The sequence below is a fragment of the Brucella pseudogrignonensis genome (assembly GCF_032190615.1).
GTDB classification, from domain to species: Bacteria; Pseudomonadota; Alphaproteobacteria; order Rhizobiales; family Rhizobiaceae; genus Brucella; species Brucella pseudogrignonensis_B.
The window spans coordinates 855,568-878,009 of the sequence record NZ_JAVLAT010000001.1 but is presented as its reverse complement, the minus strand read 5'-3'; the positions used below and the strand labels follow the sequence as shown (position 1 = coordinate 878,009).

The window sequence follows — 22,442 nt, the reverse complement described above, 5'->3', positions numbered from 1 at the left end:
TCGATAGGACCCGATATGAATCCGAACTATCGCAACTTCGCCCTCTGGGCGATCATTGCTCTACTTTTGATAGCGTTGTTCAACCTGTTCCAGAGTCCTGGCCAGCGCTCGAATTCCCGTGAAGTTTCCTACTCCCAGTTTATCGATGACGTTTCCAATGGACGCGTGAAGTCGGTTACAATTACTGGTGAGAAGATCAGCGGTACATTTGCCGATAATGGATCGACATTCCAGACTTATTCGCCGGGCGATACAGGACTGGTTTCCCGTCTTGAAGAGAAGGGTGTAACCATCACTGCCCGTCCTGAAAATGACGGTTCCGGCTCGCTTCTTGGTATCCTGCTGTCATGGTTGCCGATGATTCTTATTCTGGGTGTTTGGATTTTCTTCATGCGCCAGATGCAGGGTGGTTCACGCGGTGCGATGGGCTTTGGCAAGTCGAAGGCGAAGCTTTTGACCGAAGCGCATGGTCGTATCACTTTCCAAGATGTAGCTGGCGTTGAAGAAGCCAAGCAGGATCTGGAAGAAATCGTAGAATTCCTGCGTGATCCGCAGAAGTTCCAGCGTCTTGGCGGTAAGATTCCGCGTGGCGTACTGCTTGTTGGCCCTCCCGGAACGGGTAAAACTTTGCTCGCGCGTTCTGTTGCAGGCGAAGCCAATGTGCCGTTCTTCACGATTTCCGGTTCTGACTTCGTTGAAATGTTTGTTGGTGTTGGTGCAAGCCGCGTCCGCGATATGTTCGAACAGGCGAAGAAAAATGCGCCTTGCATTATTTTCATCGACGAAATCGATGCGGTTGGTCGTCATCGTGGCGCAGGTCTTGGCGGCGGTAACGATGAACGTGAGCAGACGCTCAACCAGCTTCTGGTCGAGATGGATGGTTTTGAAGCAAACGAATCGATCATTCTGATTGCTGCAACCAACCGTCCTGACGTTCTTGATCCAGCACTTCTTCGTCCGGGCCGTTTTGACCGTCAGGTCGTTGTTCCAAACCCGGATATTGTTGGTCGTGAACAGATCCTCAAAGTGCATGTGCGTAATGTGCCGCTTGCTCCCAATGTCGATCTTAAGGTTGTGGCACGCGGTACACCGGGCTTTTCTGGCGCGGACCTTGCTAACCTCGTCAACGAATCTGCTTTGATGGCAGCGCGTCGCAACAAGCGCCTCGTGACCATGCAGGAATTTGAAGACGCCAAGGACAAGATCATGATGGGTGCGGAACGCCGCTCCGCCATGACGCCGGAAGAAAAGGCGAATACGGCCTATCACGAAGCTGGCCATGCTATTCTGGCGATCAACGTGCCAAAGTCTGATCCGGTCCATAAGGCGACAATCATTCCGCGCGGTCGCGCGCTGGGTATGGTGATGCAGTTGCCGGAAGGCGATCGTTATTCTGCGACCTATACCTGGATGGTTTCGCGCCTTGCGATTCTGATGGGCGGACGTGTTGCGGAAGAGCTGAAATTCGGTAAGGAAAACATCACATCCGGTGCATCCTCCGATATTCAGCAGGCAACCAAGCTAGCGCGTTCGATGGTAACGCAGTGGGGTTATTCCGACAAGCTAGGTCGCGTGGCCTATGGCGACAATCAGGAAGAAGTGTTCCTCGGTCACTCGGTTTCGCGCACGCAGAATATTTCGGAAGCAACTGCGCAGATCATTGATGCTGAAGTACGCCGTCTTGTGGATGAAGCCTATGCAGAAGCAACCCGTATCCTGACTGAAAAGCGTGAGGACTGGATTGCTCTTGCTGAAGGTCTGCTTGAATATGAAACGCTCAGTGGCGATGAAATCAAGGAACTGCTTGCGGGCAACAAGCCATCGCGTGATCAAGGGAATGATACGCCATCGCGTGGTTCGGGCGTTCCGAAAGCTGGCAGCCCACGCAAGCGCAAGGGTGAAGAACCCGGCAGTGAGCCTGGTATTGAGCCCAACCCACAGCCGCAGTAAGTATCGTAACAATTTTAAAAGCCGGGCATTCTGTCCGGCTTTTCTGTTTTTGAGGCGCATTTTGTTGGAAAGGCTCGGTTAAGGATTTCGGCGCATCATATGGCAACTTTGGGAATTGATGCTTTGATATAATTTGTTTCCCCGAAAGGTGAAATTGCAATGACGGGTGGTTTTGCGCTATTAACGCAGACAATCGATTGCCGGGCTAACGACCCCGGATGTCATTGCAGTCTCATAAAATAACCGCGACTGATTTTTTATTGCTTCGAGACAGCTTTATGGCGCAACGCAAGGCTAAGAATATGACACGTAAATATTTTGGAACTGATGGTATTCGCGGTAAGGCAAACAGCTTTCCGATGACGCCAGATATTGCCATGAAAGTCGGTATGGCGGTTGGGCATATTTTTCGCCGCAAGGGCCAAGCTTCGCGCGTTGTGATCGGTAAGGATACGCGCCGCTCTGGTTACATGCTGGAAAATGCGCTTGTGGCGGGGTTCACTGCCGCCGGTATGGACGTGTTTCTGCTCGGTCCAATTCCAACGCCTGCGGTCGCGATGCTTTGCCGTTCGCTGCGTGCCGATATTGGTGTGATGATCTCGGCTTCGCACAATCCATTCTATGACAATGGTATCAAGCTGTTTGGTCCTGATGGCTTCAAGCTCTCAGATGAGATCGAATTGCAGATTGAAAGCCTGATCGATAGCGATCTCTCTGCGCATCTCGCGACCCATGGCGAAGTGGGTAAGGCCAAGCGCGTCGATGGTGATATTTATCGCTATATCGAATTTGCGAAGCGCACGCTGCCGCGCAATATCTCGCTTAATGGTCTTCGCGTTGTGGTGGATTGCGCCAATGGCGCGGGCTACAAGGTAGCGCCCGCCGCACTTTGGGAACTCGGCGCCGAGGTCATCACCATTAATGACGAGCCAAACGGCATCAATATCAATGAGGATTGCGGCTCGACCCATCCGATTGGCCTGATGAAGAAGGTGCATGAAGTGCGCGCCGATGTCGGCATTGCGCTTGATGGCGATGCGGATCGCGTTCTGCTTGTCGATGAAAACGGCACCGTGATCGACGGCGACCAGCTTCTCGCGGTTATTGCCGAATCATGGGCAAAGTCAGATCGTCTGCAAGGCGGTGGGATCGTCGCGACGATCATGTCCAATCTCGGCCTTGAGCGTTACCTGCATGATCATAACATGACGCTGGCCCGTACCAAGGTTGGCGACCGCTACGTGGTTGAACACATGCGTGAGCATGGCTTCAATGTTGGTGGGGAACAGTCCGGTCATATTGTTCTGTCGGATTTTGCTACGACGGGCGATGGGCTGGTCTCTGCCTTGCAGATTCTTGCCGTTGCACAGGAAGAGAACAAGCCGTTGAGCGAGTTGTGCCGCAAGTTTGAGCCAGTGCCACAGCTTCTTAAGAATGTGCGTACCGCTGGCGGAAAGCCGCTTGAAAATAAGAAGGTTAAGAGCGCTATCGATGAAGCGACTGATCGTCTGGGTTCGCAGGGGCGTCTGGTTATTCGTCCATCCGGAACTGAACCGCTGATCCGCGTTATGGCGGAAGGCGATGACCGTGCACTCGTTGAGAAGGTCGTTAACGACATCATCAACGTGATTTCTTCGGAAAGCGCTGCGGCCTGATCAGTCGGACTATAAATTTAAAAAAAGCGCGGTTTTCCGCGCTTTTTGTGTTTTTGGACGAGGAAAAGTTATACTTTAGAAGTCATTGATAAACATGGTTAAAAAACAAGGTTCCGTGCTTTTTATATAGTGCTATTTTCATTAATAGGCCGTTTTGGTTGCAGCCTAACGGAGTTTCCGAACGAAAAGTTTGTGCAAACAAATTTTTTCGAGCGTGGCCATCTGTTTCGATCACTGTGCAATCTTCAGCAATTCTGCGGGCTCGACCTCCAGCACTACTGCCAATCTGCCCAGCACGTCGATGCTAACGCCATATACACATCGTTCAAGAGAGCTGATGTAGGTTCGATCTATATCGGCTCGATGTGCAAGCTCTTCCTGCGATAGCCCTTTAGCCAGTCGCAATCTCTTCAAATTCTTTGCGAAGATTTCTCGTATGTCCATCCCGAAGGATGAACTGACTTGTTGAGTATTCCGCCACGGAGTATTCTCTACATGAGATTCGCGCGCGAACCAGCTTACTAGGGAGTTCAATTTAAGCGCGTGAAACCATAGCGGGCCAGTGTCAAGCTTCACGCAAGCTATAGACGGCACAAAGAGTTTGGGTTAGGGGGCAATTCAATGGGTTTGTACGGAATGATGCGTACGGGTGTTTCGGGAATGAACGCTCAGGCAAACAAATTAAGTGCAGTGGCTGACAATATCGCGAATGCTAGCACAAATGGTTACAAGCGCGGCTCGACTGAGTTTTCTTCGCTGGTATTGCCGTCAACATCTGGCAATTACAACTCCGGCAGTGTGCTGACGCAGGTACGCCATAATATCGGTGCACAAGGCGGATTGACGTCCACGAGTTCTACCACCGATCTGGCTCTTGACGGCAATGGCTTCTTCGTTGTGCAGGATGCCAGTGGCATGTCTTATCTCACGAGGGCTGGATCGTTCGTACCGGACAAGAATGGAGATCTGGTGAACGTGGCTGGCTTTACCCTCATGGGCTATCCCTATCCATTCACAGGCGCGGGTAACGGCTTTGATGGCATGGTGCCTATCACGCTCGGACAGAGCAGCTTTCCGCCAGAGCCTACAACCAATGGCACTTTCACTGTAAATCTGCCTGCGAATGATCCAGACGTGGGACAAGCAATCGTCAATGTTCCACCATCGGAGAATAGCCCGTATAGCGCGTGGAACCGCAAGCTAACGACTGCGAGCCTGAATAGCGCTGGCGAATTTGTGACGACGGAAACCTATTTCACGAAGATTGCTGAAAACCGCTGGGAAGTAACCATTGTTGAAACGGATGGTACGCCATTGACAGGGTTTCCCTATGACCTGATGAGCGGCAATGTTGAATTGCGCTCGGTCCAGCTCGACTTTGATCCGGTGACCGGAGATCTGATCGACGGCAATCCAATTGTTGGCTTCGATCCGAATGATCCCTTCCTCGTTGATCTTTCCGGCTTCACGCAGGCAATAACGGGTGGTTCTATGCCAGCTGTTAAAATCAATACGAACCTGTCCACGCTGGCACCGATCCTCGACACGGCAGCAGGTGAGCTGCCAGCATCCGCGAACAGCACCGCAAGCCGCCCGACTGAACGAATGAGCCTGCGAGGCTATGCAGGCTTCCCAAACAATGTCGGCCTCGACGTCTATTATACGCGTACAGGGTCGAACACATGGGAAGTGGCGGTCTACAACGCTGCTGACGCGACAAGTACTGGGGCTGGAGCTCCGTTTCCTTACAGTAGTGCCCCGCTCGGCCAAACAACGCTTCAATTCGATCTCGCGACGGGTTCGCTGATCAGTGACGGCAGTCTCAATGTGACGCTTCCGGGCGGAGAGACTTGGCCCATCGATTTCAGCGACAGTATGTCTTTGACCGACTCCAGCCTGATGGATAATGAGTGGATATTTGCGGCGCTGAACCTTCCCGCGACTGATCCAGTCATCAAGCCCTCGGTGCTCGGCAATACGCCTGCTGACAATATGGCAAACAGCGCGTATTCGCATAAGACATCCTTGATAGCATATGACGATCAGGGACGAGGTGTGACGCTGGATGTTTATTTTACCAAGGGCGCGGATTTCAATTGGGAGGTGGCCGTCTTCAATCGCGACGACGCGTCACCGTCTGGTGGATTTCCCTATGGCGCTCTGGGCAGCACACCTCTTGCAACGTCACTGATGCGGTTTGATCCTCAAAATGGCAAGCTTCTTGAAGGCGGCGCGCTTGAGATAGCAATATCCAACGGCCAGACCATGACGCTTGATCTTGCCGCATCAACACAGCTTGCAGGCGATTATCAGATATCGGCTGCTGAACTGAATGGGCAAGCCCCAAGCGCAACCGTCGATACCATTATTGGGGAAGATGGCATCGTTTATGATCGCTCGGCAAACGGCGACATGCTCGCACGCTATCAACTCGCGATCGCCGATGTCGCGAGCCCGGACAAAATGACCGTCATCAGCGGCAACGTGTTCTCGCCCTCCGCTGAATCCGGCGACATCACCCTTGGAACTGCCGCATCGAACGGCAACGGCAAGATCAGGACAGGCGCTCTGGAAAATTCGAACGTCGATATTGCGCAAGAGCTGACTGACATGATCGAAGCGCAGCGAAGCTATACGGCCAATTCGAAGGTATTCCAGACCGGCTCTGAACTGATGGAAGTTCTGGTTAATTTAAAACGGTAAACTAAAAAGATAGCGAGTGAGCAAAGTGGGAAGAAGGACTACTCCGAAAGCTCGCTTGCTTGTTTACTTACCCAATTGGGAGCATTTAGAAGTACTGCGCCGAGCTCTAAGTCTCTCCATATTGATTTTTTAATATCCCAATAAAAGAAATGTGCTGTCTTCCCCGTTGTTAGCGGTTTCTCTCGCGCTTCACCAGCTTTGGTATAAAGTACCACTAAATCTCCCTTGTTGATTGCTTTGTACGGAAACCAATATGTGTAGGAAAAGTCCATCGTTGGAGAGCCGTTAGCATAACCAGCCTGAGCGAATAGGAAGTCCCCAATATCTAGATTTGCTTTTGCCCGAAAAGTGACGCGCTCTTTTTCGAACTGCCCCGGATCAACTATAGACCTAATTTCCAAGTTCATATTTTTACCACCTTGGAGATAATGCCTCCAAAAACTGCCAAAAGCCCCACTGCAAACAGTATCCAACCAGTCGGTTGGGCTTCCCATACAGATGGCAGGTAACCAAGCAGGAGCGCTCCTCCGGTTAGACAAGACGCAGAAATTATCTCAAATGCCTGATGTGTTTTAAGTTTTTGCTCAAGAACATCTGCCTTTTTGTCTGCTTCATAATACTTGCTCTGGTAGTCTTTTGCGTCAGCAAGATCACTATCAAGTCGTTCAATTTCATCAAGTAAGGTTTTTTGAACGCCGGGAGAGGCAAGTTCTTCGTCGCTAAGATCCCGGCGAACGTTGCTCAGCGACTTTCTTTTACCTTTTGACTGAGCCTCTTTTTGTCCAGATGCGACTGCAGGCGCTGCTGGCTCTTCATCGGGATTATTGTCAATACGCACGCTTTCCCCTTTTAATTTGCCCACAATTCATATGCTTATAATCGTTTCCCTGATGCAAATGCAAAGAAATACACTGAACAACAAGAATGGGAGAGCGGCCAGCAAAGGCGAGATTGCGTGCTCATGATTTCAGTTCTTTACTCGCCCTTTTGGCGGACGGCTGTATCCGGGACGAAACAACGACGTTTCGGAAAGGATCACAGCATGTCCCATCTCAAGGCGCTTAAGCTTGCAAATGCGGCTCCCGCACGTACGAACGACCCTGTTTTGCGGTCACGAGAAAAAATGATCGTGGTACTCTCCGAACAAAAACTCATGGTGACGGCAGCGCTTGAAGGCCGCAAGTATCACACCTTCCGCAAAGTCTGGCGCACGAATGCGGAAGGGCAGAAGGTCCAGACGGAGGCACTACGACGTGTTCGTCAGGGCTGGTTCGAAGATCTTATGGGCAAGACATTTTTCGTCCTGCGTTATGCAGGCAAGACCATCGAAATCGCCAAGGACAAAAACGCCATTGAGGTCAGCGAATTAAAAGCGCTGCCTGCAATTCTCGACACGCTGATTGAAGCAGTTCGTGCTGGCGAACTTGACGCGCAACTCGCTGCGGTATCGGCAGAACGCAAGAAGCAGTTGCACAAAACCGAATAACAGCACAGATAACTGTGCTGTCTTCAAACCCCATGGGATCAATATGATCCCATGGGGTTTGTCTTTTCCGGCGATCACCATAGAGCGTCGACGGCAAGCGTTTATCATTGGGTGCAGCTTGGCTGCTTACATGGCGTTGTCCGCACTCCTTTACGCTTCTCTGCTTCTTAACGATAGCGATGAAGTTGCTCCGCAAAAGTTTGTTCAACAAACTTTCATCCACGTCCCATACTGCCGTTGGAAGCGTCATCGTGCCGCGCAATGGCAATCCCACGTAGACGTTCTTTGAGACCGATGACATTTCCAGCGAATTTGGATGACCAATCAACAGCAAATGGCACTCGGTCAGAGTGTCCTTCACTCGCATCTTCTGTCCAGTTAGTATCTGAATACGGGTTCTTATACCTTATACCAATGACAGAACTTCCTCCATTAATAACTCCTTCGTCTTCAACACAAATCCCATGAGCTGGGTCTTCATCAACAAAACCATCATCGACTTCGACACCATCTGTCTGATCGAAACGGTCATCGAATGCGTCTTCGAGCAATTCAATACCGTCTAGATCATCATCAGCAATGACCTGCATCAGTGACGCGCCCGACTTGGCCGACAAATTATTCGATGCCGAATTTGCAACAACAGCACTGGCTCTTTTGCCCTTCACGCCCAAGGAAAAGCGAAGCGACTGAAACCCCGAGTTTTTCTCGCAGAGCCATTCCGCATATGCCTTGACATCTTTAGCTGGCCACCACTTCCTGTTGGCCAGATCATATTTTCCAGAACTGCAGTTGCTGTCAGCCGACTTGAAATCCGCTTCGATACGGAACTTCAGCGCGTACTGGATCACTGATTTGATGTTGAGGCCGACCCTCTGGCTGGCCGTAAACGGTTTGATATTGACCTGATAGGCTGCGCCATATCCGTTGTTACGGAAGGCATCGGCCACCTCGGAAACGGAGAGTTGATCCAGCCGAACAATCGCATGAAGGTGTGGTCGCCAGATGGTAGCGTCGTCATACCAGACCAAGGGAATGCCAAGCTGTTTCAGCGCAATCTGCGAATTACGGCCCATTTCTTCAAAATCGCTGTACGTCATTCGGTCGGTCTCCCACCAACCGAGGATTTCGAAGTTGTTCCAGCGGCTGTCCTTCCGGCGTTTAAGGCTCACCATATTGCGCATGCGCGTTTTCTCAGTGTCTATGATATTGGAGACACCGGAAAGCGTGGTTGCCACCGGCAAAAGGATCGTCGCGAACGCCAGTTGCTCATTGGCCACGCCGACGAACCGCTGCCGCGTTGCTTGCTTTATCTGCTTGCTCCGCTCCGTCATGAAGCAGCGCGGACACAATGGGATACCGCAACGCCGCATGTAGTTGGTGTCGGGATCCTCAATCCTTCCGCAGCGGGCAGCCTTTCCGCGTAGCGGATGGCCGAAGCCGAGGGCTTCCATCAGCACAGTCCGTTGCTGTTCGTTCCCCTCGCTGAGCCAGCGAAATCTCTTCTTGTCGGCCCAATCGATGTATCCGGGCGCGGCCCATAACGCATTCCTTAGCTTCCACATAACACTCGTCATAAAAATCTCCTTTTTGAAATAACGTGCTATTTATAAAGCACCATTTTAACACCTCCCATGTTCTGAATTAAATATATTTTTCAATAGGATATATATAATGAAGCTCATAGAAATATACTCGGCCATGCAACGCAAAGGCCTTACAAAATCGCAAATGGAATTCTCGAAAATCTGGCTTGGTCGCAGCCCACGCTACTATTCGCATTTGTTGGCAACCAAGCGAGAGCCGGGGTTGGCAACTCTTTGCGGTATGGTGTGGCGATTGGAACGATTTGTTGAGGGGCTGCCAACGGAGCAAGCGAAAAAACTGTTAGAACTCAAGTATGCGATCAATGCGCATATTGCACGTCGATCTATTGTGGATGTTCGTGGTCGGAAATTCCGATAGTTGCCAAAGAACCTAATGGCGGAACAGAAAAAACCCGGATTGCTGTTAGGAAACAATCCGGGCTCAAATGGAACCGTGGGCTTAATGCTATCATGCTGGGAAGGGCGTCTTCTCCCTCAAATAGCATCTTGCACACATTCTATTTATGCCGATGCCTCAGCTTGTGGCCAATAAGGTTAGCGAGTGCCAGAAGCGCTGACACTTCTGTACGGGGCTGCTAGATTTTCTTTTCTGAGTCGATGATGAGCGGGTAAGTGAATGAAGATTTTCTTGGGATATCCGTCGGAACGTTTGGCGGCGGCAGAAGAAATTTATGCGTTTCTCGTATCGGAAGGGCACGAGGTTTGGTTCGACAAGCGTTCTCTAGTTGGTGGTGATCAATGGGACGATGTTCGCAGGAGAGCTCAGGATCAAGCAGATTTTTTGATCCACCTCTGTTCACCGGAAATAACTGAGCGTTCCGGAGTAGTTTTAAGGGAAATTCGTTATACATTAAAACTAGCAGATGATCAGCCATTTGGCCGATTGTATGCGTTGTTTATCCGCCTTGAGGAGTTTCGCCTTCCTATTGATTTGCTAAGATTTCATTACCTTGACTATTTTCGATCTGACTGGCGTGAAAAACTAAAAGCTTCGCTTGAGAAGGCATCAGGAGTAAGCCCGGTTTCCTCGTCCGAAGGGCCGACGATCACTGTTGAAGAGCAGGTTAAAGGAGATTGTGGTATGGAGAAGGTTCAATTCTCTGAACGGACAGATACATTCGAATGTGAGGGGAATTATCTTCGCTATCACGAAACCGGTCTTTATTGGGAATTCGTAAACGCCAAACTGGCCTCGGTCGCTTTGGAAGACTTTTACAACATACGTGTTGATTTTCTGACGAACGAAAGTGAAGTGTCCGAGTTCAATAAGTCCACACTTGAACTCAGCAGTGACGAATTTTTCCGAAAGGATGAATTTGTGTCTGCACGCGTGCATACCTATTATTACTGGAGCGGTGCGGCCCATCCCAATCATTATCTCCGCTCGTTCAACTTTGGGGGCAGCCACCTCGGTCTTATTACGATGCCGGACCTGCTTTATCACGATGCGAAATCGGCAAGGAAAATACTCGATTATTGCGAAAAGATAATTGATGCTGAAATCGCTATCGAAAATGAAGACGGAGAGAATGATCTCAGTCCCTTCTTCGGTCATCATAAGGACGATGACGAAACTGTATGGAAACTGATCGGGCAGTTCAATTTCGATCCAAAGGGAATAACAGTTAATTTCAGCCCGTACGATGTATTGCCATATGCGTTTGGTTCAAGAGAAGCACTTGTTCCGTGGCGCTTTGTCGAAGGCATGTTGAATGAACGATTCAGAGCCTTGCCCGAAAAACTTCAGTCAATAGCCATATGAACCTCAACTCGGATGTCAGCGATAGGCACCTTTGTTTGTAGCTGCGCCTGCAGCATTATTCGTGGGGGCTGTGGTTCCTGACGTATCTGTGCGTCGGGACGATATTGTCGAAGAGGTTTGCGACTACGTTGTAGGCACTCCAAAAAGCTAAAGGGGGAGCCGTCGCTCCCCCTTCGTGTCATCAACCGAGCTTAAGTCCTTCACGCACACCTTTCATAATGGTTTCGTGGTCGAGATTGGCATCATAGAGAACTTCCACGTTGCCGTTCACCGGGTCCACACGCGCCACCATCAGGGTGAGGTTTTCGCTGTTGGGTTTCAGCACCTTGGGGTCAACTGTGGCCGTCGCGACTGGTTTCCATGTGGTTACCTTGCGCCGGTTCTCGTCGTTTCCGAACGATGTCTTACCCGAAGGCGATTTCGCGGGATGTTTTTTGCGGTCCCGGATCTTGAGGGCTTCAAGCTTGGTTTTCTCTGCCCCATTTGCATCCTTTTCCACGGCATTCATAATGTGGTCAACTACATCCTCCGGACGGATTTTGCTTTCCACGAGATACCGTAACGCGCCCCCCAGATTGAGCCAGGTTTTATTCCTGATCCAACTATTTGACGTGCTGCCATCCTTTTCGGTCTTTACCCAATGTCCGAACGTTGCCCCGAGATAGGTGGTGAAGGGATTCGCGGCTTTATCGAGTGGTTCGATACCGCGAGCCTCACACTCCTTGTCAAAGGCTATACGCAAGGCAGATGAGGATTGAACCGCTTCAGCCAGCGCCACCGCAAATGCTATGGCCTGATACGTCAAACGGTGTCCTCGCCCGCGATGAGCCATTTCCACGCTGGACCAAGCCTGACCTCTTTCAAGGCACTCGCTCAGTTCCGCCGGCGTGGAGACTTTTGCAAATACCTGATTGAAGCCCTGATTGAAATCATCACGCAGGATTTCGAGTTCGCCCTTGGTGGACAAAGAGATAGCGTTAGTAACCATTTGAGATTTCCTTCTTCGGGAAAAACCGCTCCCGTGGCGTATCGCGGCACCCGCCACGACAGCCCAGTTTCCAGAGCCTAAGCTCCTTGACCTTTTTGAAACCCGGAAGTCAGGGTGAGTGACAGCAGGGCGAAGAAAACAACGTCAGGTAACAACACCGACGGATAGGCTTTTAATTGGACTCGGGATTCGTGCAACTGAGTTTTGATTGCATGGTAAACCAATATTAAAGCGCGGTAATACGGGGTGACCTTACGCCCCGGCTACCCGGCATTATTCGTGCTGAACACGACAAAGCCCCGATAATGCTGTTCGAACAGAGCGCCATGATCGGGGTTCTCAAATAGCACCCGGACACCCGCAATCGCTGTTCGCCCGATGTAAGCTATTTCCCTAGGAACGATGTGCGCCGCCGGAAACACAAGAGCGTCATCTGAACTTACAGCTATCTGATTACCACTTGGATTGCTGCCGCCTTCAAGCGAAACCGTATGCCGCCACAGGCTGACATTGTTGACGCTTGCTTCGACGCAGACCAGACGTTGCCAATGAAAGGTATGTTTGCGCCTTATCATCGTGTTGGTGAGCGCATCGGGCCAATGCGAACGACCCGATTCCGGTGAGGCGTAGGTCTGCATTACGCGCTCAATGACCTCTTCGACCGCAAGGCCGTTGCGGCGGCTATTGCAACGTGCGCAGGCTGCAACAAGGTTGCCCACGGCATCCGTACCGCCTTCGGCCTGACGGTGCTTATGTTCAAGCGTACAGGTTGTGGCTTCCAGAACCTGAGAGTCAGAATGAAAATCTCCATCGGGATAGCACGGATTAAACCGGCGTAAGGCATCTTCGCGCGGCTCGATTTCCCGTTCCCACATCGCGTTGCCGCAATAAAAGCAGCGACCGCGTTGCTCGTTCATTCGTATAAAACGCATCTGTCTGCGTCGGGCCGTTTTCGTCAGGTCCATAGGGTCAGTTCTTATAATCAGGTGCCTTGGGGTTTTTACTTTTGTTGTTCGGCTTAATCGGTATGAGCAATTCGTCCTTTTCCCGGAGAAGAATACAGCCCGTCGGATCTACACCGTTTAGATTATCACCCCATACACAACGCACTATGAAGCGTCTGTAGGCCAAGACCTTGCTGTTTCGCTCTTTATAGAGAGGGCTTAAGGCAAACTGGAACCAGTCCGGCCTGTCGTGAAGCTTTCGATCCCGATCATAGTCGCGAAGATCAGTTGCAAGCAGCGGTTCATAATCACGACGGTACCATTGCTTGTCGGCGGCATCGCCATGTGCCCGATAGAATGCATCTTCATGATGTTGGAAGGTACGGAAATCCAGCTGCATGACTTCGCTGTCAATCATAATCGTTCCTGTCAGCGAACCGGGTGTTCGCCAAAGCGCGATCTTGATATCAGATGACGCGAAACCGTGATGGGCTGCAGCGTGTATGTTGTTGTTCGCAAATTGTGCAGCGTTGCTGGCCGGGCCAGCGGCGGGCGTCTGTGGCGGCGCCGGGCTTACAACTGGCGCGCCGATATTTTCGATTGCATTTATTTCTTTCAGAGAAGATTCAATATAGGTGTCTTCCCCAATTCCCGATGGCGTAGCCGAAACATGCGCGACATGCGAATGCATGGAAGCGCTCGTCAGGTGTTGGGGCTTGTCCCCGACATCAGTCGATGGGTATGAATCTTCATCTTGAGAAGTGGCTAAGCCACCTGTGGCGTTTTGTTTCGTGTCGTTAAGTTCTGTAAGCGCTGGAAACCCCTTGTTTTCCAGCGACTTCACGCTCTTATTTGGACAAAGAAGGGACAAATCAGGAGCAATTGAGGAAGAAATAGGTGACAAATTGGTGACAAAACTTTTTGGATCAAACTCCTTAAGCCCTTGCACCTCTTTGGAAAACTTGTCGGACAATCTATCATAAAGCCCACTCGTCCGCATATAGCGCACTTGTTTACGCGTCAGAAAAATCTGTCCGTCCCATGAAAAGTCATGCTTGAACGGCACACGTTTGCGAATACTGCTGACAAAAGCCGCTGCCTGTTTATCACTCAACGGCTTTCCCGAGATAAGACCCCGCAAAATATTCGTGTGGACCGATTTATCCTTGATGTTGTCCGACTTAGAACGGTCATCATCACTCCAGCTATCCGCGATCTTTTCCAGTAGATTCATCCAACGCGGATTGTTCTTATCAGCCATTAGCCCACCCAACATCAAGCCAGCACGAATAATGCTGGCACCCACTCAGGCGAAGGCTGATAGGTAAGTCTGGTTAAAACAGTGTTTTATCCTAGATACAAAAAGCTAAAATAATCAGTTTGCGTCGCCCATAGGCTAAGTTTTATCCTCGGCGGCTCCGAAAAGATCGAGTTGATCGGTCTCTATTACGAAATAGTTGCCCAGTATGGCATCGAGCGCATTGTCGTCCAATGGTTGGGCTAGCCGTTCACCATTAAACTCCAGCACCTTCAAGACCCGGATGTTTTTGGGGGCGGCGGGTGATCCACGGAAAGCCCAATGCACCTTGATTGTATCGATAATGTGCGTGTTGAGCCGTTCGGCTTTAACTAGCTGCCAAAAATGCTCGTCATCAATCCTGAAAAAGCGATCTCTGCCGTTGACATCGCGCCCCTTCCAATTTCGATGTCTGTCTTCGCGGTCCCAATTTGGCGAAGTGACCTTCAAGTCGGCGATGGCAGTCAGCCACGTCTCATCTGTGTCGTCTTCTCGCGGCGGAAGAACAATCTGCAATTGCGTAAAATCTCGACGACTTATTGGGAATACCGGCGCGTCTTCAAAACCAACTGCGCGGAGATTGCGCGTGTTCAAACAAGCTTGGTAGAACTCATTTCGTGCTTCATAAGCATCTCGAAACTGAGATGTAGTGACCCCTAGAACCTCTAAATCAAGCACTTCACTTTGTAAAAAAGACTTTGTCGCTTCGATGAGAATTTCTCCAGTCGCAATACATTTAATCTTTTCGGGTTCAGCTATTTCTGATCCCTTAGCCTTTTCGGGCGCACTATCTTCACTCTCAGCCTCCAAATACTCTTTGGTTTTCTTACCGGCGATTTCTGCCCAGTATGCTGGTTCGTGACCGGTAAGCCCTTTAACAAAGGCTTGACCAACACTGCTTTCAAGGCCAGCCCATAGTATCCCACCAACCGCTAGCAAAACACCGATTTTACTTTTGAATGATCCTTGTTGTGGAGGAAGTACGAGAATTTCATACTTCAGCTTGCCAGCAAATAGCTCTCTGTTGAGCGCTGCCACGATAACAGCGGTCTGCTCGGCAGTTTGAACAAACGTCGATAGGGAAATATTGTGTGATGGGAGATCGAAGTGAATAGGAAGAACAGCTATTATGCCGCCTGTTTTTTCATCTAAGCTTACCGGCATATCCCCCCGCCCGCCCGTGCCGCCAATCTTTAACGAGCGTAAGTCAAATATCTGAACAACATTGGAGGAATATCGCCTGCGTTTGCAGAGAAAGCAACACGCTGGGCAAGCATTCGGGATTTGGGGCTGTCTGTCTCATCGGTTCAAAGTAGATCGACTGCGGCTTTCATCATTTCATCGCGCACGTCAATGTAACGCTGAGTGGTTGTCAGATTGCGATGACCCGCGAGTGTCATTATGACTTTCGGGCTGACACCCGAATGCGCGAGACGGGTGATGAACCAGCGGCGACCGCTATGCGATGTCGCACCGTCAAGGCCAGCTAGCCTATATAGTTGGCCCATCAATTGACAAAGCGTGTTAGCAGAAAATGCTGTGCGCTTTTGCGTCCGAAGCAGAGGTGCATCCGGCAAGCGTTCAACTTGGCATTCACCGCAATAGCGTTCGATCTCTCGGCGCAGCTTTTCATTTACAAAAACTACTCGCGCATGACCGCCTTTGGTGATCTCTGCGCGCAGCCGCAATTGTGCCCGCACAACACCATCACCGTCGAAGACATCACGCACGGTTAGTGCGGCGATTTCACCGACGCGCAACCCGGCGAGATGCGACAGCATCAGTGCCAATCGATTGCGTCCCGAGTGTCGGGACTGTGCGACCACTGCAAGCAGCCGTTTGAATTCCGTGTCCGTCAGCACACGCGCTTGTTTCATGGCGACCTCACAAAAGGCAGTGTTTCCATGCCTTTTGTTATGTAACCACTGCGCCAAAAGGGCGAGCGTAGAAATGTGCCGTAAAAAATTCAATGGGTGCAATAATTTAGGGAAAGCTAAGTCGAAGACCTAAGAAAATGCACATTTTATGAGGTTTCGTTCCCTCTTTGTGACGCTCGACATTAAAATGAGATAAGCGGTTCGACCACGCGATTAATTTCGGTGGACCAACTACTGTTGGTTACCGACGGTGACTGTCTGAAAGTGACGATTGGCTCCACCTGTATTTATCATATTTAAGCCGCATTTTGAGCTGCACCGAGACGCTCTTGAGATCAATGTAAGTTGGAAGAAGAGGTAACTCCAGCAGATATTGCTCCTCTGCCCCGTAAAAACGAACCGTGTAAAACCCTTAGTCTGCTACTTGCCACATCTCTTATATGGCCTATCCATGGCTTGAGCGAGCTGGTGCACAGAAGCAGTGTAAAAAATAGCTATTCCTGACGACAATATGATCTGAGCTGATTATGTTGCGATGATATGAGCGATTCATTTCACGTCCTCGTCAGACCCTGCAATTAATGAAAGCAGATAAAATGGCCAAGTCTGGAAGAAAATTGAGCAACGAGCTCGAGTTTCAAGGAGAAGTGATCAGCTGGCTTAACAACGAGATATTAAAGCGTAAAGGTATCAATATTGACAAAGCAACACAGGAGAAACCGCGTTTGCAATCCGGCAAGCGTAGCGATCTTGTTATTTGGAAGGACAGAGCGAGCGAAACGGCTTTCTTAGCCGTGGAGCTAAAAACGCCAAATACCTTGATCAACGATCCGGTATTTTTCGCAGACGCGATCGAGAAAGCTCAGCATTGGCACGCTCCCTACTTCGCGATGTGGAACATGCGGGAGATTGAAGTCTACCGAACTCCCGCGCCCGGCAGCGCACCGCTACCACATGAAGCAATAATGCAATCTGCGCTCCCGCTGTCCATAAATAGCGTAGAAGACTGGTTCAATGAACCTTTTACTAGCGAACTGAAAATTCAGGCATTAGAGATGCTTGATGCTGCTCTCATACATGCAGCAAATGGAGAGGTTGCAGGTCAAGCTATAGATACAGAAATATTTGTCAGTCGTCTTACCGAATCAATCCGGCGACTAAGGACGCTATTTTATCGTGACCTTAGACACGCCGCAGCCTCCAATCGAGCACTTCGGAAAACGTTGAGTTCAATTGCTGCCGAGCAGGGTTTCAAAGGTTTTGTTCAAGACATCAACTACGCCATTGCCGGCCAAATGGGCTATCGGCTAATCGGCCAAATTCTCTTTTATTTTGCATTACGTCGCAAGATCACTTCCCTTAGGGAGATTACACTCTCTCCAAGTGATAAGCTTCCAGATGCCCTGCAGCCTTATTGGAATGAAGTCAGGCGATATGATTATGAGGCTCTATACAAGCCGGACCGGCTGGACTCTCTAGTACCAATACCTTCGGAAGCAGCAGCGATAATTCGTCAGCTGGTCAGACAACTTGGTGCATATGATTGGGCCTCGCTAACCGATGACGTTCTGGGGGCTATTTTTGAGCATCTGATACCTCAAGAAGAGCAGCTGCTTCTTGGACAGTTTTACACTCCTCGCCATGTTGCTGACCTACTTGTCGCGCTGACGGTCGACGGTACGCGTCCCATGGTCCTCGACCCAGGATGCGGCAGTGGTACATTTCTGATGTCGCTTTATGGATACATTGCACATACAACGGGGCTTTCGCACAAGGAGTTACTATCAACCATTTGGGGATTTGATATAAGTCCGTTTGCTGCGGAACTGGCAGTCATAAATCTGTATCGTCAAAATATGTCCGAGTACGAGAACTTTCCGCGCATCGTCACTGGAGATTTTTTCAGTAGGAACCCGGGAGACACTGTCCCTTTTCCACCGCCTCGCATCACTGCTGGCGCGACAAAAATCGATATCCCGATCCCCTATTTTGATTGCATTCTTGGTAATCCCCCGTATCTGAGATCGCAGAATCAAGATGACCTAGACAGCGGGTACCGTTCCAGATTATTTGCTGCTGCAGCTCGTGCGGGCATTCAAGCGCCCGCGAAGACGGACTTGTTCGCATTCTTTATCTATCATGCCATGCGTTTCATGCAGCCCGGTTCTCGTTTGGGTTTTGTAACACCAGCGAGTTGGCTGACAGCGGACTACGCTTATTCACTACAAGAGGCTTTCCTCGGCGAGATCAAGCTTGTTACCGTAGTGAGTTCTCACGCTGAATCATTCTTTCCACAGGTAGACATTAATGCCGTTTTGCTCGTCGCCGAAAAGGTTGCCTCTCTTGAAAAAAATGAGCCAATTCGGTTTGTAACGCTGAAACAGCCAATTGAGAAGCTAACGCAAGGCTCAGGATTATATTGGGATAAGGTCATCAAACTGGCTGATGAAATCGAGGCTTCCGAAATTTCAATTGAAACTGACATGTATCGGATCAAGATAATCGAATCAGGACCAGAACGTGCGGCGATAAAAGCCAACCGCAAATCTGCAAGAAACTGGTCGAAATTCATGCGTGCGCCACTATCCTATTATGAAATATTTGAGAGGAACGCTTGATGTTCGTAGAGCTTTCCGAGTTGGCGACAGTTGGATTAGGTTTCAAGTCGCTTCAAAACACATTCTTTTATGTCAATCATGCGACGATCGACACCTACGGAATAGAAGACAGATTTCTCGCCCCCATCCTGATGCTGAAATCCTTGGATAGCGGCGCATTTCTTCAAGACCCCGTTAATAATCAATGGGTTTTTCTCTGCCGGGAGAAACAAGAAGATATTCGCAATACCGGAGCTTTGAAGTACATACAGGCGATGGGTGATCGACCCGCCATAAAGAAGAAGCAGGCCGGAAAGTCACAAACAATTATGGAAGCGCTGCAGAATCAAGGTGGGAAGCTTTGGTACGCTCCAAAGGCGCGCCCTCATCTATATCACGTTGCGCTTCGCAAGGCAGTCAATGGTAACTTTTCACCTTATTTGTTCGAGAAACCTGCGCTTCTTGACCAACGGTTGAACGGACTACAACCAAATGGCATAAACTGGAAAGAACTCGCCGCTGTCTTGACCAGCACGCTTTTCAGCTATTCTTTGGAGGTAAATGGGTCGACCAACATGGGGGCCGGAGCGTTGGAGGCCCCAACATCACAACTCCGTCGATATCCGGTGTTTGATGTAAGAGCTTTGGATCCCCAACTAAGAGCTCACCTCGTTTCGCTGGCCGAAGCGGTATGGACCGGCGAAAAGCCCGTAGATTGGCTAAATCGCAAATCGCACCCTGGTACGGCTTTGCAACAACTCGACAATTTTCTGTTGAGCTGCGCAGGTGGCGCTGTTTCGACGAAAAAGCTCTATGATGATTTACGTGAGGTCTGTGCTGCCCGATCTACGGTAGCAAAGGATAAAGATAAGAAGGTAAAGAAGAAAAAAGATGATAGCATTGGCACGGTTGCAAAGTCTATTGCAAAAGCCGTTTCAACCAAAATAAGCTTGAAAAACTTTCCAGAAGATTTTTCCGACGTACAGGATATGGAGCTATTTCTTAGCTTTGAAAAGAAATCTCTGAAGACTATATCTTTGACGCAATTCATGGATCAAATCGACGTCAAAGTAGTTATGAAAAATGGAGCAGTGATATATGAAAAAAATCATTCTCGCTCGGTCGCGGAAGCGATAACTCGCGCAATATTGTGGGGACGCTCATCGTTCTCCATCAGTCCTCAGCCTCGTACAATGGAGCAAGCGATCAGTAAATTTATTGACTGGGCTTCAGGGATCGACACAGAGATTGAGAAGCTTGTAACCGATTCCGCTGTTGGGACTGGTTATGAAGAGGCTTTGAAGAAAGAAGTATACAAACAGCTTGGCGTTCATCAACTAGCTGCCGCCAAATTCCTTCCTTCGGAGATTAGTTTGGATTTCTAGGTTGCAGACGTTTAGTGCCCATATTATTATACTAATAATTCAGCGGGGAGAGTGAAATTACTGAAAACCGCGTAGATGCTTCAAGTGCATGAGGACTAACTCTTTCAAGGGTGCAATTTCGACGTCGATCAGCGTGGATTTCTCGGCGTTGCGTCGTATTAGTACTATCGAACCGGACACGATTGCTGCGTCCATGAGCGCTGTGAAATTCTCAAGGATTGGTTCAACCGGATAATCCTGCAGTTCGACCCATTTTCCGGGAAGCAAAATATTATCGTATTGTTCGTAAGAAGCCCTAATCGGTGCATCCCGATGGATTAACCTTTCGGGTACGCGCAGATGGACCGTCTTTTTTAACTTCACATCCTGTAGAGCATTGTTGCGATGCGTCTCCTGCTCGTAATCGTACAGCATTTTGATCGGCTGTCCGTCGGTGTTTAAGTGTTTTGCTTCTCCTGCATCCTGCTTCTCGCGCATGACTTTCGTCAGTTTCTGATGTCGCGAATTATCGCCTTGCGCGAAATGTTCCACCTTCAACGGAGATACGCCAATAGATGAAAGCGATGTTGCAAGATCGAATTTGTTCGTCAGTCGGCCTTGCTTGTCGAATTCATATGCGACGATGCCAGCACCAATAATGACCCGGAAGCGTCGCGTATCCATATCGAAGGATATGAAGTCGATAATCTGCGTGAGTGCTTGCGCGATCTTTGAACGGCTTTCGTAAACTTCCGCGTCCGATCCGGTTTCCCACGCTTTGCGCTCACTGACGATTCGCTCGGCGAGGGAATTGGCGTTTCGCTCAGCGCTGTCCAGCGTAATTAAATCGGCGCGCAATATTTCGAGTTCGGCTTTCGCGCTGTCCTCGCGGGTTCGACGTTCGCTTATCGCGCGCATCACATCGGCACGAGTTGCATCATCATCAGCCATTGCTGCGATCGCCATGAGGTTTTTGTGCTGCTTCTCCAACCCTGCAAGTGTTGTCTCGTGGCTTGCAATCGTCTCTTGCAACTGCTGCTTTCCGGCGCTGTTGTTTTCACGAGCAAATGTAGAGAACGAATGAAACTCCTTAACGTGGTCGAGAATGGCGCTCTCAACCTTATCATATCGGAATTGCCCAGTTGGTCCGGTACACGTGCCGCCACGGTAATTGTTGTCGCAACGAATGTACTTCTGAGGATTGTTTGCAGCGCCGCCCGTTTTAATGAGCATTCGACCCTGACAGTGGGCGCATGTTGCGAGCGGCCCAATTAGGTTCGTGAGCCGTTCGCCTTTTCGTCCAGCTGAATTACGAACACGCTTGTTCTTTTGCACTCGCCAGAAGAGTTCTTCGCTTATCACGGCAGGAAGATAACCGCGCAGCGCTTCGCTGTATGGTTGTGACTTTCCGTTAACGCGATGAACCGGCTGATACGTTCCAATCACCGCTTCATTTCGTAAAATTAACCCTACCGTTGGCTGTTGCCACACATCTTTGCCCGTCAGGGTAGGGGTCTTCGCCTCATTGAGACGGCGAGTAATTACGATCTGGCCTATGCCTGCATCGGCCCACTCGTATATTTGCCGCACAGTGTCGGCATGTTTGTTCAGCCGGTACTCATATTTGTCCGGTGCAATCTCGATTTGATCGAGCCAACGGAACATGTGATGCGAAAAGCGTGTTTCACCGGCAAGTGCCCGTTTGCGTCTGCCTTCTGCTGCTCGTTGCAGTCGGTCACTCTTCGTCTGGCTTTCCTCATGTGCACGCGACATGATCGCTAGCGACATCATTAATTGCGTCCAGTTCTCGTCAACGGTCGCATCCGAGTAAACCTGATTATCTGCAAGGGTTACAATGGTTATTCCGGCGTTGATTAGATCGATGAACGGGCCGAGGGCGTTGCGAACTTGCAGTCGTGAAAGTCGATCCAAGGACTCAACGAGCAGATAACTGCCGCGTTTGATTTGTCCGCTTTGTACGAGTTCCAGAAAGCGGCCAAGCGCACCGGATCGCACGTTTGCACCAGTGTAAGCGCTGACGCCAATATCGTGCAGCGTGTTGTCCAAACGGAGATTGTTTTTCGCTGCATATTCGCGACTGCGTTCAAGCTGGCGACGAAGCGAATCCCCCTTCAACTGCTGTTGGGTACTCATTCGCACATAAGAATATGCAGTAGGGCAAATGTAGGTTTCTTTCATGAATACAGCCTTC

18 protein-coding genes and 1 pseudogene are annotated in these 22,442 nt (G+C 50.0%); 9 read left to right on the top strand and 10 right to left on the bottom strand.

All coding sequences use genetic code 11. From position 1 onward, the window contains the following. Positions 1-15 precede the first annotated feature (15 nt). Entirely contained in the window at positions 16-1,950 is a 1,935-nt protein-coding gene (gene ftsH / locus RI570_RS04295; protein WP_313827152.1) for an ATP-dependent zinc metalloprotease FtsH, read from the top strand. 302 nt (positions 1,951-2,252) lie between these two features. After that, positions 2,253-3,605, top strand: a complete 1,353-nt coding sequence (gene glmM, locus RI570_RS04290; protein WP_313827151.1) for a phosphoglucosamine mutase — start codon at positions 2,253-2,255, stop codon at positions 3,603-3,605. Positions 3,606-3,836: 231 nt separating this feature from the next. Here the strand turns inward: glmM and RI570_RS04285 are convergent, their stop codons facing one another. After that, on the bottom strand, positions 3,837-4,049 hold the full coding sequence (locus tag RI570_RS04285; protein ID WP_069713792.1) for a helix-turn-helix domain-containing protein: 213 nt from the start codon (positions 4,047-4,049) through the stop codon (positions 3,837-3,839). Positions 4,050-4,226: 177 nt separating this feature from the next. Between RI570_RS04285 and RI570_RS21645 the strand changes: the two are divergent. Continuing rightward, positions 4,227-5,018, top strand: a pseudogene (locus RI570_RS21645) (flagellar hook-basal body complex protein); the annotation flags it as partial. Positions 5,019-5,096: 78 nt separating this feature from the next. Beyond that, positions 5,097-6,308 (top strand): flagellar hook-basal body complex protein, encoded by a 1,212-nt coding sequence (locus tag RI570_RS21640; RefSeq protein WP_409558644.1) that lies wholly within the window; start codon positions 5,097-5,099, stop codon positions 6,306-6,308. Positions 6,309-6,346: 38 nt separating this feature from the next. On the opposite strand, the gene RI570_RS04275 is transcribed toward RI570_RS21640, so the two are convergent. Beyond that, positions 6,347-6,715, bottom strand: a complete 369-nt coding sequence (locus RI570_RS04275; RefSeq protein ID WP_069713789.1) for a hypothetical protein — start codon at positions 6,713-6,715, stop codon at positions 6,347-6,349. Next, a complete protein-coding gene (locus RI570_RS04270; RefSeq protein ID WP_141710222.1) occupies positions 6,712-7,146 on the bottom strand; it encodes a hypothetical protein in 435 nt (144 codons plus the stop codon). The genes RI570_RS04275 and RI570_RS04270 overlap by 4 nt, the downstream gene beginning before the upstream one ends. Before the next feature lie 204 nt (positions 7,147-7,350). On the opposite strand from RI570_RS04270, the gene RI570_RS04265 reads away from it, so the two are divergent. Continuing rightward, on the top strand, positions 7,351-7,794 hold the full coding sequence (locus RI570_RS04265; RefSeq protein WP_313827149.1) for a DUF6641 family protein: 444 nt from the start codon (positions 7,351-7,353) through the stop codon (positions 7,792-7,794). 215 nt (positions 7,795-8,009) lie between these two features. Here the strand turns inward: RI570_RS04265 and RI570_RS04260 are convergent, their stop codons facing one another. Continuing rightward, a complete protein-coding gene (locus tag RI570_RS04260; protein ID WP_313827148.1) occupies positions 8,010-9,371 on the bottom strand; it encodes a hypothetical protein in 1,362 nt (453 codons plus the stop codon). 97 nt (positions 9,372-9,468) lie between these two features. Here RI570_RS04260 and RI570_RS04255 point away from each other — a divergent pair, with 97 nt between their 5' ends. Then, entirely contained in the window at positions 9,469-9,759 is a 291-nt protein-coding gene (locus RI570_RS04255; RefSeq protein ID WP_313827147.1) for a DUF6626 family protein, read from the top strand. A 258-nt stretch (positions 9,760-10,017) separates the two neighbouring features. After that, positions 10,018-11,163: a TIR domain-containing protein gene (locus RI570_RS04250; RefSeq protein ID WP_313827146.1), complete on the top strand. Its 1,146-nt coding sequence runs from the start codon at positions 10,018-10,020 to the stop codon at positions 11,161-11,163. Between the two features lie 181 nt (positions 11,164-11,344). Here RI570_RS04250 and RI570_RS04245 read toward each other — a convergent pair whose 3' ends face one another. The 5 genes from RI570_RS04245 to RI570_RS04225 all read right to left on the bottom strand — a co-directional run bounded on the left by RI570_RS04245 (position 11,345) and on the right by RI570_RS04225 (position 16,269). After that, positions 11,345-12,151 carry a hypothetical protein gene (locus RI570_RS04245; RefSeq protein ID WP_313827145.1) on the bottom strand — a complete coding sequence of 269 codons (807 nt, stop codon included), beginning with the start codon at positions 12,149-12,151 and terminating at the stop codon, positions 11,345-11,347. 263 nt (positions 12,152-12,414) lie between these two features. After that, entirely contained in the window at positions 12,415-13,068 is a 654-nt protein-coding gene (locus RI570_RS04240) for an HNH endonuclease signature motif containing protein (RefSeq protein ID WP_313827144.1), read from the bottom strand. Positions 13,069-13,120: 52 nt separating this feature from the next. Then, positions 13,121-14,356 (bottom strand): hypothetical protein, encoded by a 1,236-nt coding sequence (locus tag RI570_RS04235; protein ID WP_313827143.1) that lies wholly within the window; start codon positions 14,354-14,356, stop codon positions 13,121-13,123. Between the two features lie 135 nt (positions 14,357-14,491). After that, a complete protein-coding gene (locus RI570_RS04230) occupies positions 14,492-15,556 on the bottom strand; it encodes a hypothetical protein (protein WP_313827142.1) in 1,065 nt (354 codons plus the stop codon). 143 nt (positions 15,557-15,699) lie between these two features. After that, positions 15,700-16,269: a site-specific integrase gene (locus RI570_RS04225; RefSeq protein ID WP_313827141.1), complete on the bottom strand. Its 570-nt coding sequence runs from the start codon at positions 16,267-16,269 to the stop codon at positions 15,700-15,702. A 596-nt stretch (positions 16,270-16,865) separates the two neighbouring features. Between RI570_RS04225 and RI570_RS04220 the strand changes: the two genes are divergently transcribed. Further along, the gene (locus RI570_RS04220; RefSeq protein WP_313827140.1) at positions 16,866-18,887 is read left to right on the top strand and encodes a restriction endonuclease subunit M; all 2,022 of its coding nucleotides are present in this window, start codon (positions 16,866-16,868) and stop codon (positions 18,885-18,887) included. Beyond that, entirely contained in the window at positions 18,887-20,251 is a 1,365-nt protein-coding gene (locus RI570_RS04215) for a hypothetical protein (RefSeq protein ID WP_313827139.1), read from the top strand. The genes RI570_RS04220 and RI570_RS04215 overlap by 1 nt, the downstream gene beginning before the upstream one ends. A 57-nt stretch (positions 20,252-20,308) precedes the next feature. Here the strand turns inward: RI570_RS04215 and RI570_RS04210 are convergent, their stop codons facing one another. Continuing rightward, positions 20,309-22,429, bottom strand: coding sequence for a recombinase family protein (locus tag RI570_RS04210; RefSeq protein WP_313827137.1), 2,121 nt, complete (start codon positions 22,427-22,429; stop codon positions 20,309-20,311). Positions 22,430-22,442 lie beyond the last annotated feature (13 nt).

Bases quoted from the DNA above. Each gene is read 5' to 3' on its own strand.
- ftsH (WP_313827152.1), top strand. From the start codon at position 16: ATGAATCCGAACTATCGCAACTTCGCCCTCTGGGCGATCATTGCTCTA.
- glmM (WP_313827151.1), top strand. From the start codon at position 2,253: ATGACACGTAAATATTTTGGAACTGATGGTATTCGCGGTAAGGCAAAC.
- RI570_RS04285 (WP_069713792.1), bottom strand. From the start codon at position 4,049: ATGGACATACGAGAAATCTTCGCAAAGAATTTGAAGAGATTGCGACTG.
- RI570_RS21640 (WP_409558644.1), top strand. From the start codon at position 5,097: ATGCCAGCTGTTAAAATCAATACGAACCTGTCCACGCTGGCACCGATC.
- RI570_RS04275 (WP_069713789.1), bottom strand. From the start codon at position 6,715: ATGAACTTGGAAATTAGGTCTATAGTTGATCCGGGGCAGTTCGAAAAA.
- RI570_RS04265 (WP_313827149.1), top strand. From the start codon at position 7,351: ATGTCCCATCTCAAGGCGCTTAAGCTTGCAAATGCGGCTCCCGCACGT.
- RI570_RS04260 (WP_313827148.1), bottom strand. From the start codon at position 9,371: ATGACGAGTGTTATGTGGAAGCTAAGGAATGCGTTATGGGCCGCGCCC.
- RI570_RS04255 (WP_313827147.1), top strand. From the start codon at position 9,469: ATGAAGCTCATAGAAATATACTCGGCCATGCAACGCAAAGGCCTTACA.
- RI570_RS04250 (WP_313827146.1), top strand. From the start codon at position 10,018: ATGAAGATTTTCTTGGGATATCCGTCGGAACGTTTGGCGGCGGCAGAA.
- RI570_RS04245 (WP_313827145.1), bottom strand. From the start codon at position 12,151: ATGGTTACTAACGCTATCTCTTTGTCCACCAAGGGCGAACTCGAAATC.
- RI570_RS04240 (WP_313827144.1), bottom strand. From the start codon at position 13,068: ATGAACGAGCAACGCGGTCGCTGCTTTTATTGCGGCAACGCGATGTGG.
- RI570_RS04235 (WP_313827143.1), bottom strand. From the start codon at position 14,356: ATGGCTGATAAGAACAATCCGCGTTGGATGAATCTACTGGAAAAGATC.
- RI570_RS04230 (WP_313827142.1), bottom strand. From the start codon at position 15,556: ATGCCGGTAAGCTTAGATGAAAAAACAGGCGGCATAATAGCTGTTCTT.
- RI570_RS04225 (WP_313827141.1), bottom strand. From the start codon at position 16,269: ATGAAACAAGCGCGTGTGCTGACGGACACGGAATTCAAACGGCTGCTT.
- RI570_RS04220 (WP_313827140.1), top strand. From the start codon at position 16,866: ATGGCCAAGTCTGGAAGAAAATTGAGCAACGAGCTCGAGTTTCAAGGA.
- RI570_RS04215 (WP_313827139.1), top strand. From the start codon at position 18,887: ATGTTCGTAGAGCTTTCCGAGTTGGCGACAGTTGGATTAGGTTTCAAG.
- RI570_RS04210 (WP_313827137.1), bottom strand. From the start codon at position 22,429: ATGAAAGAAACCTACATTTGCCCTACTGCATATTCTTATGTGCGAATG.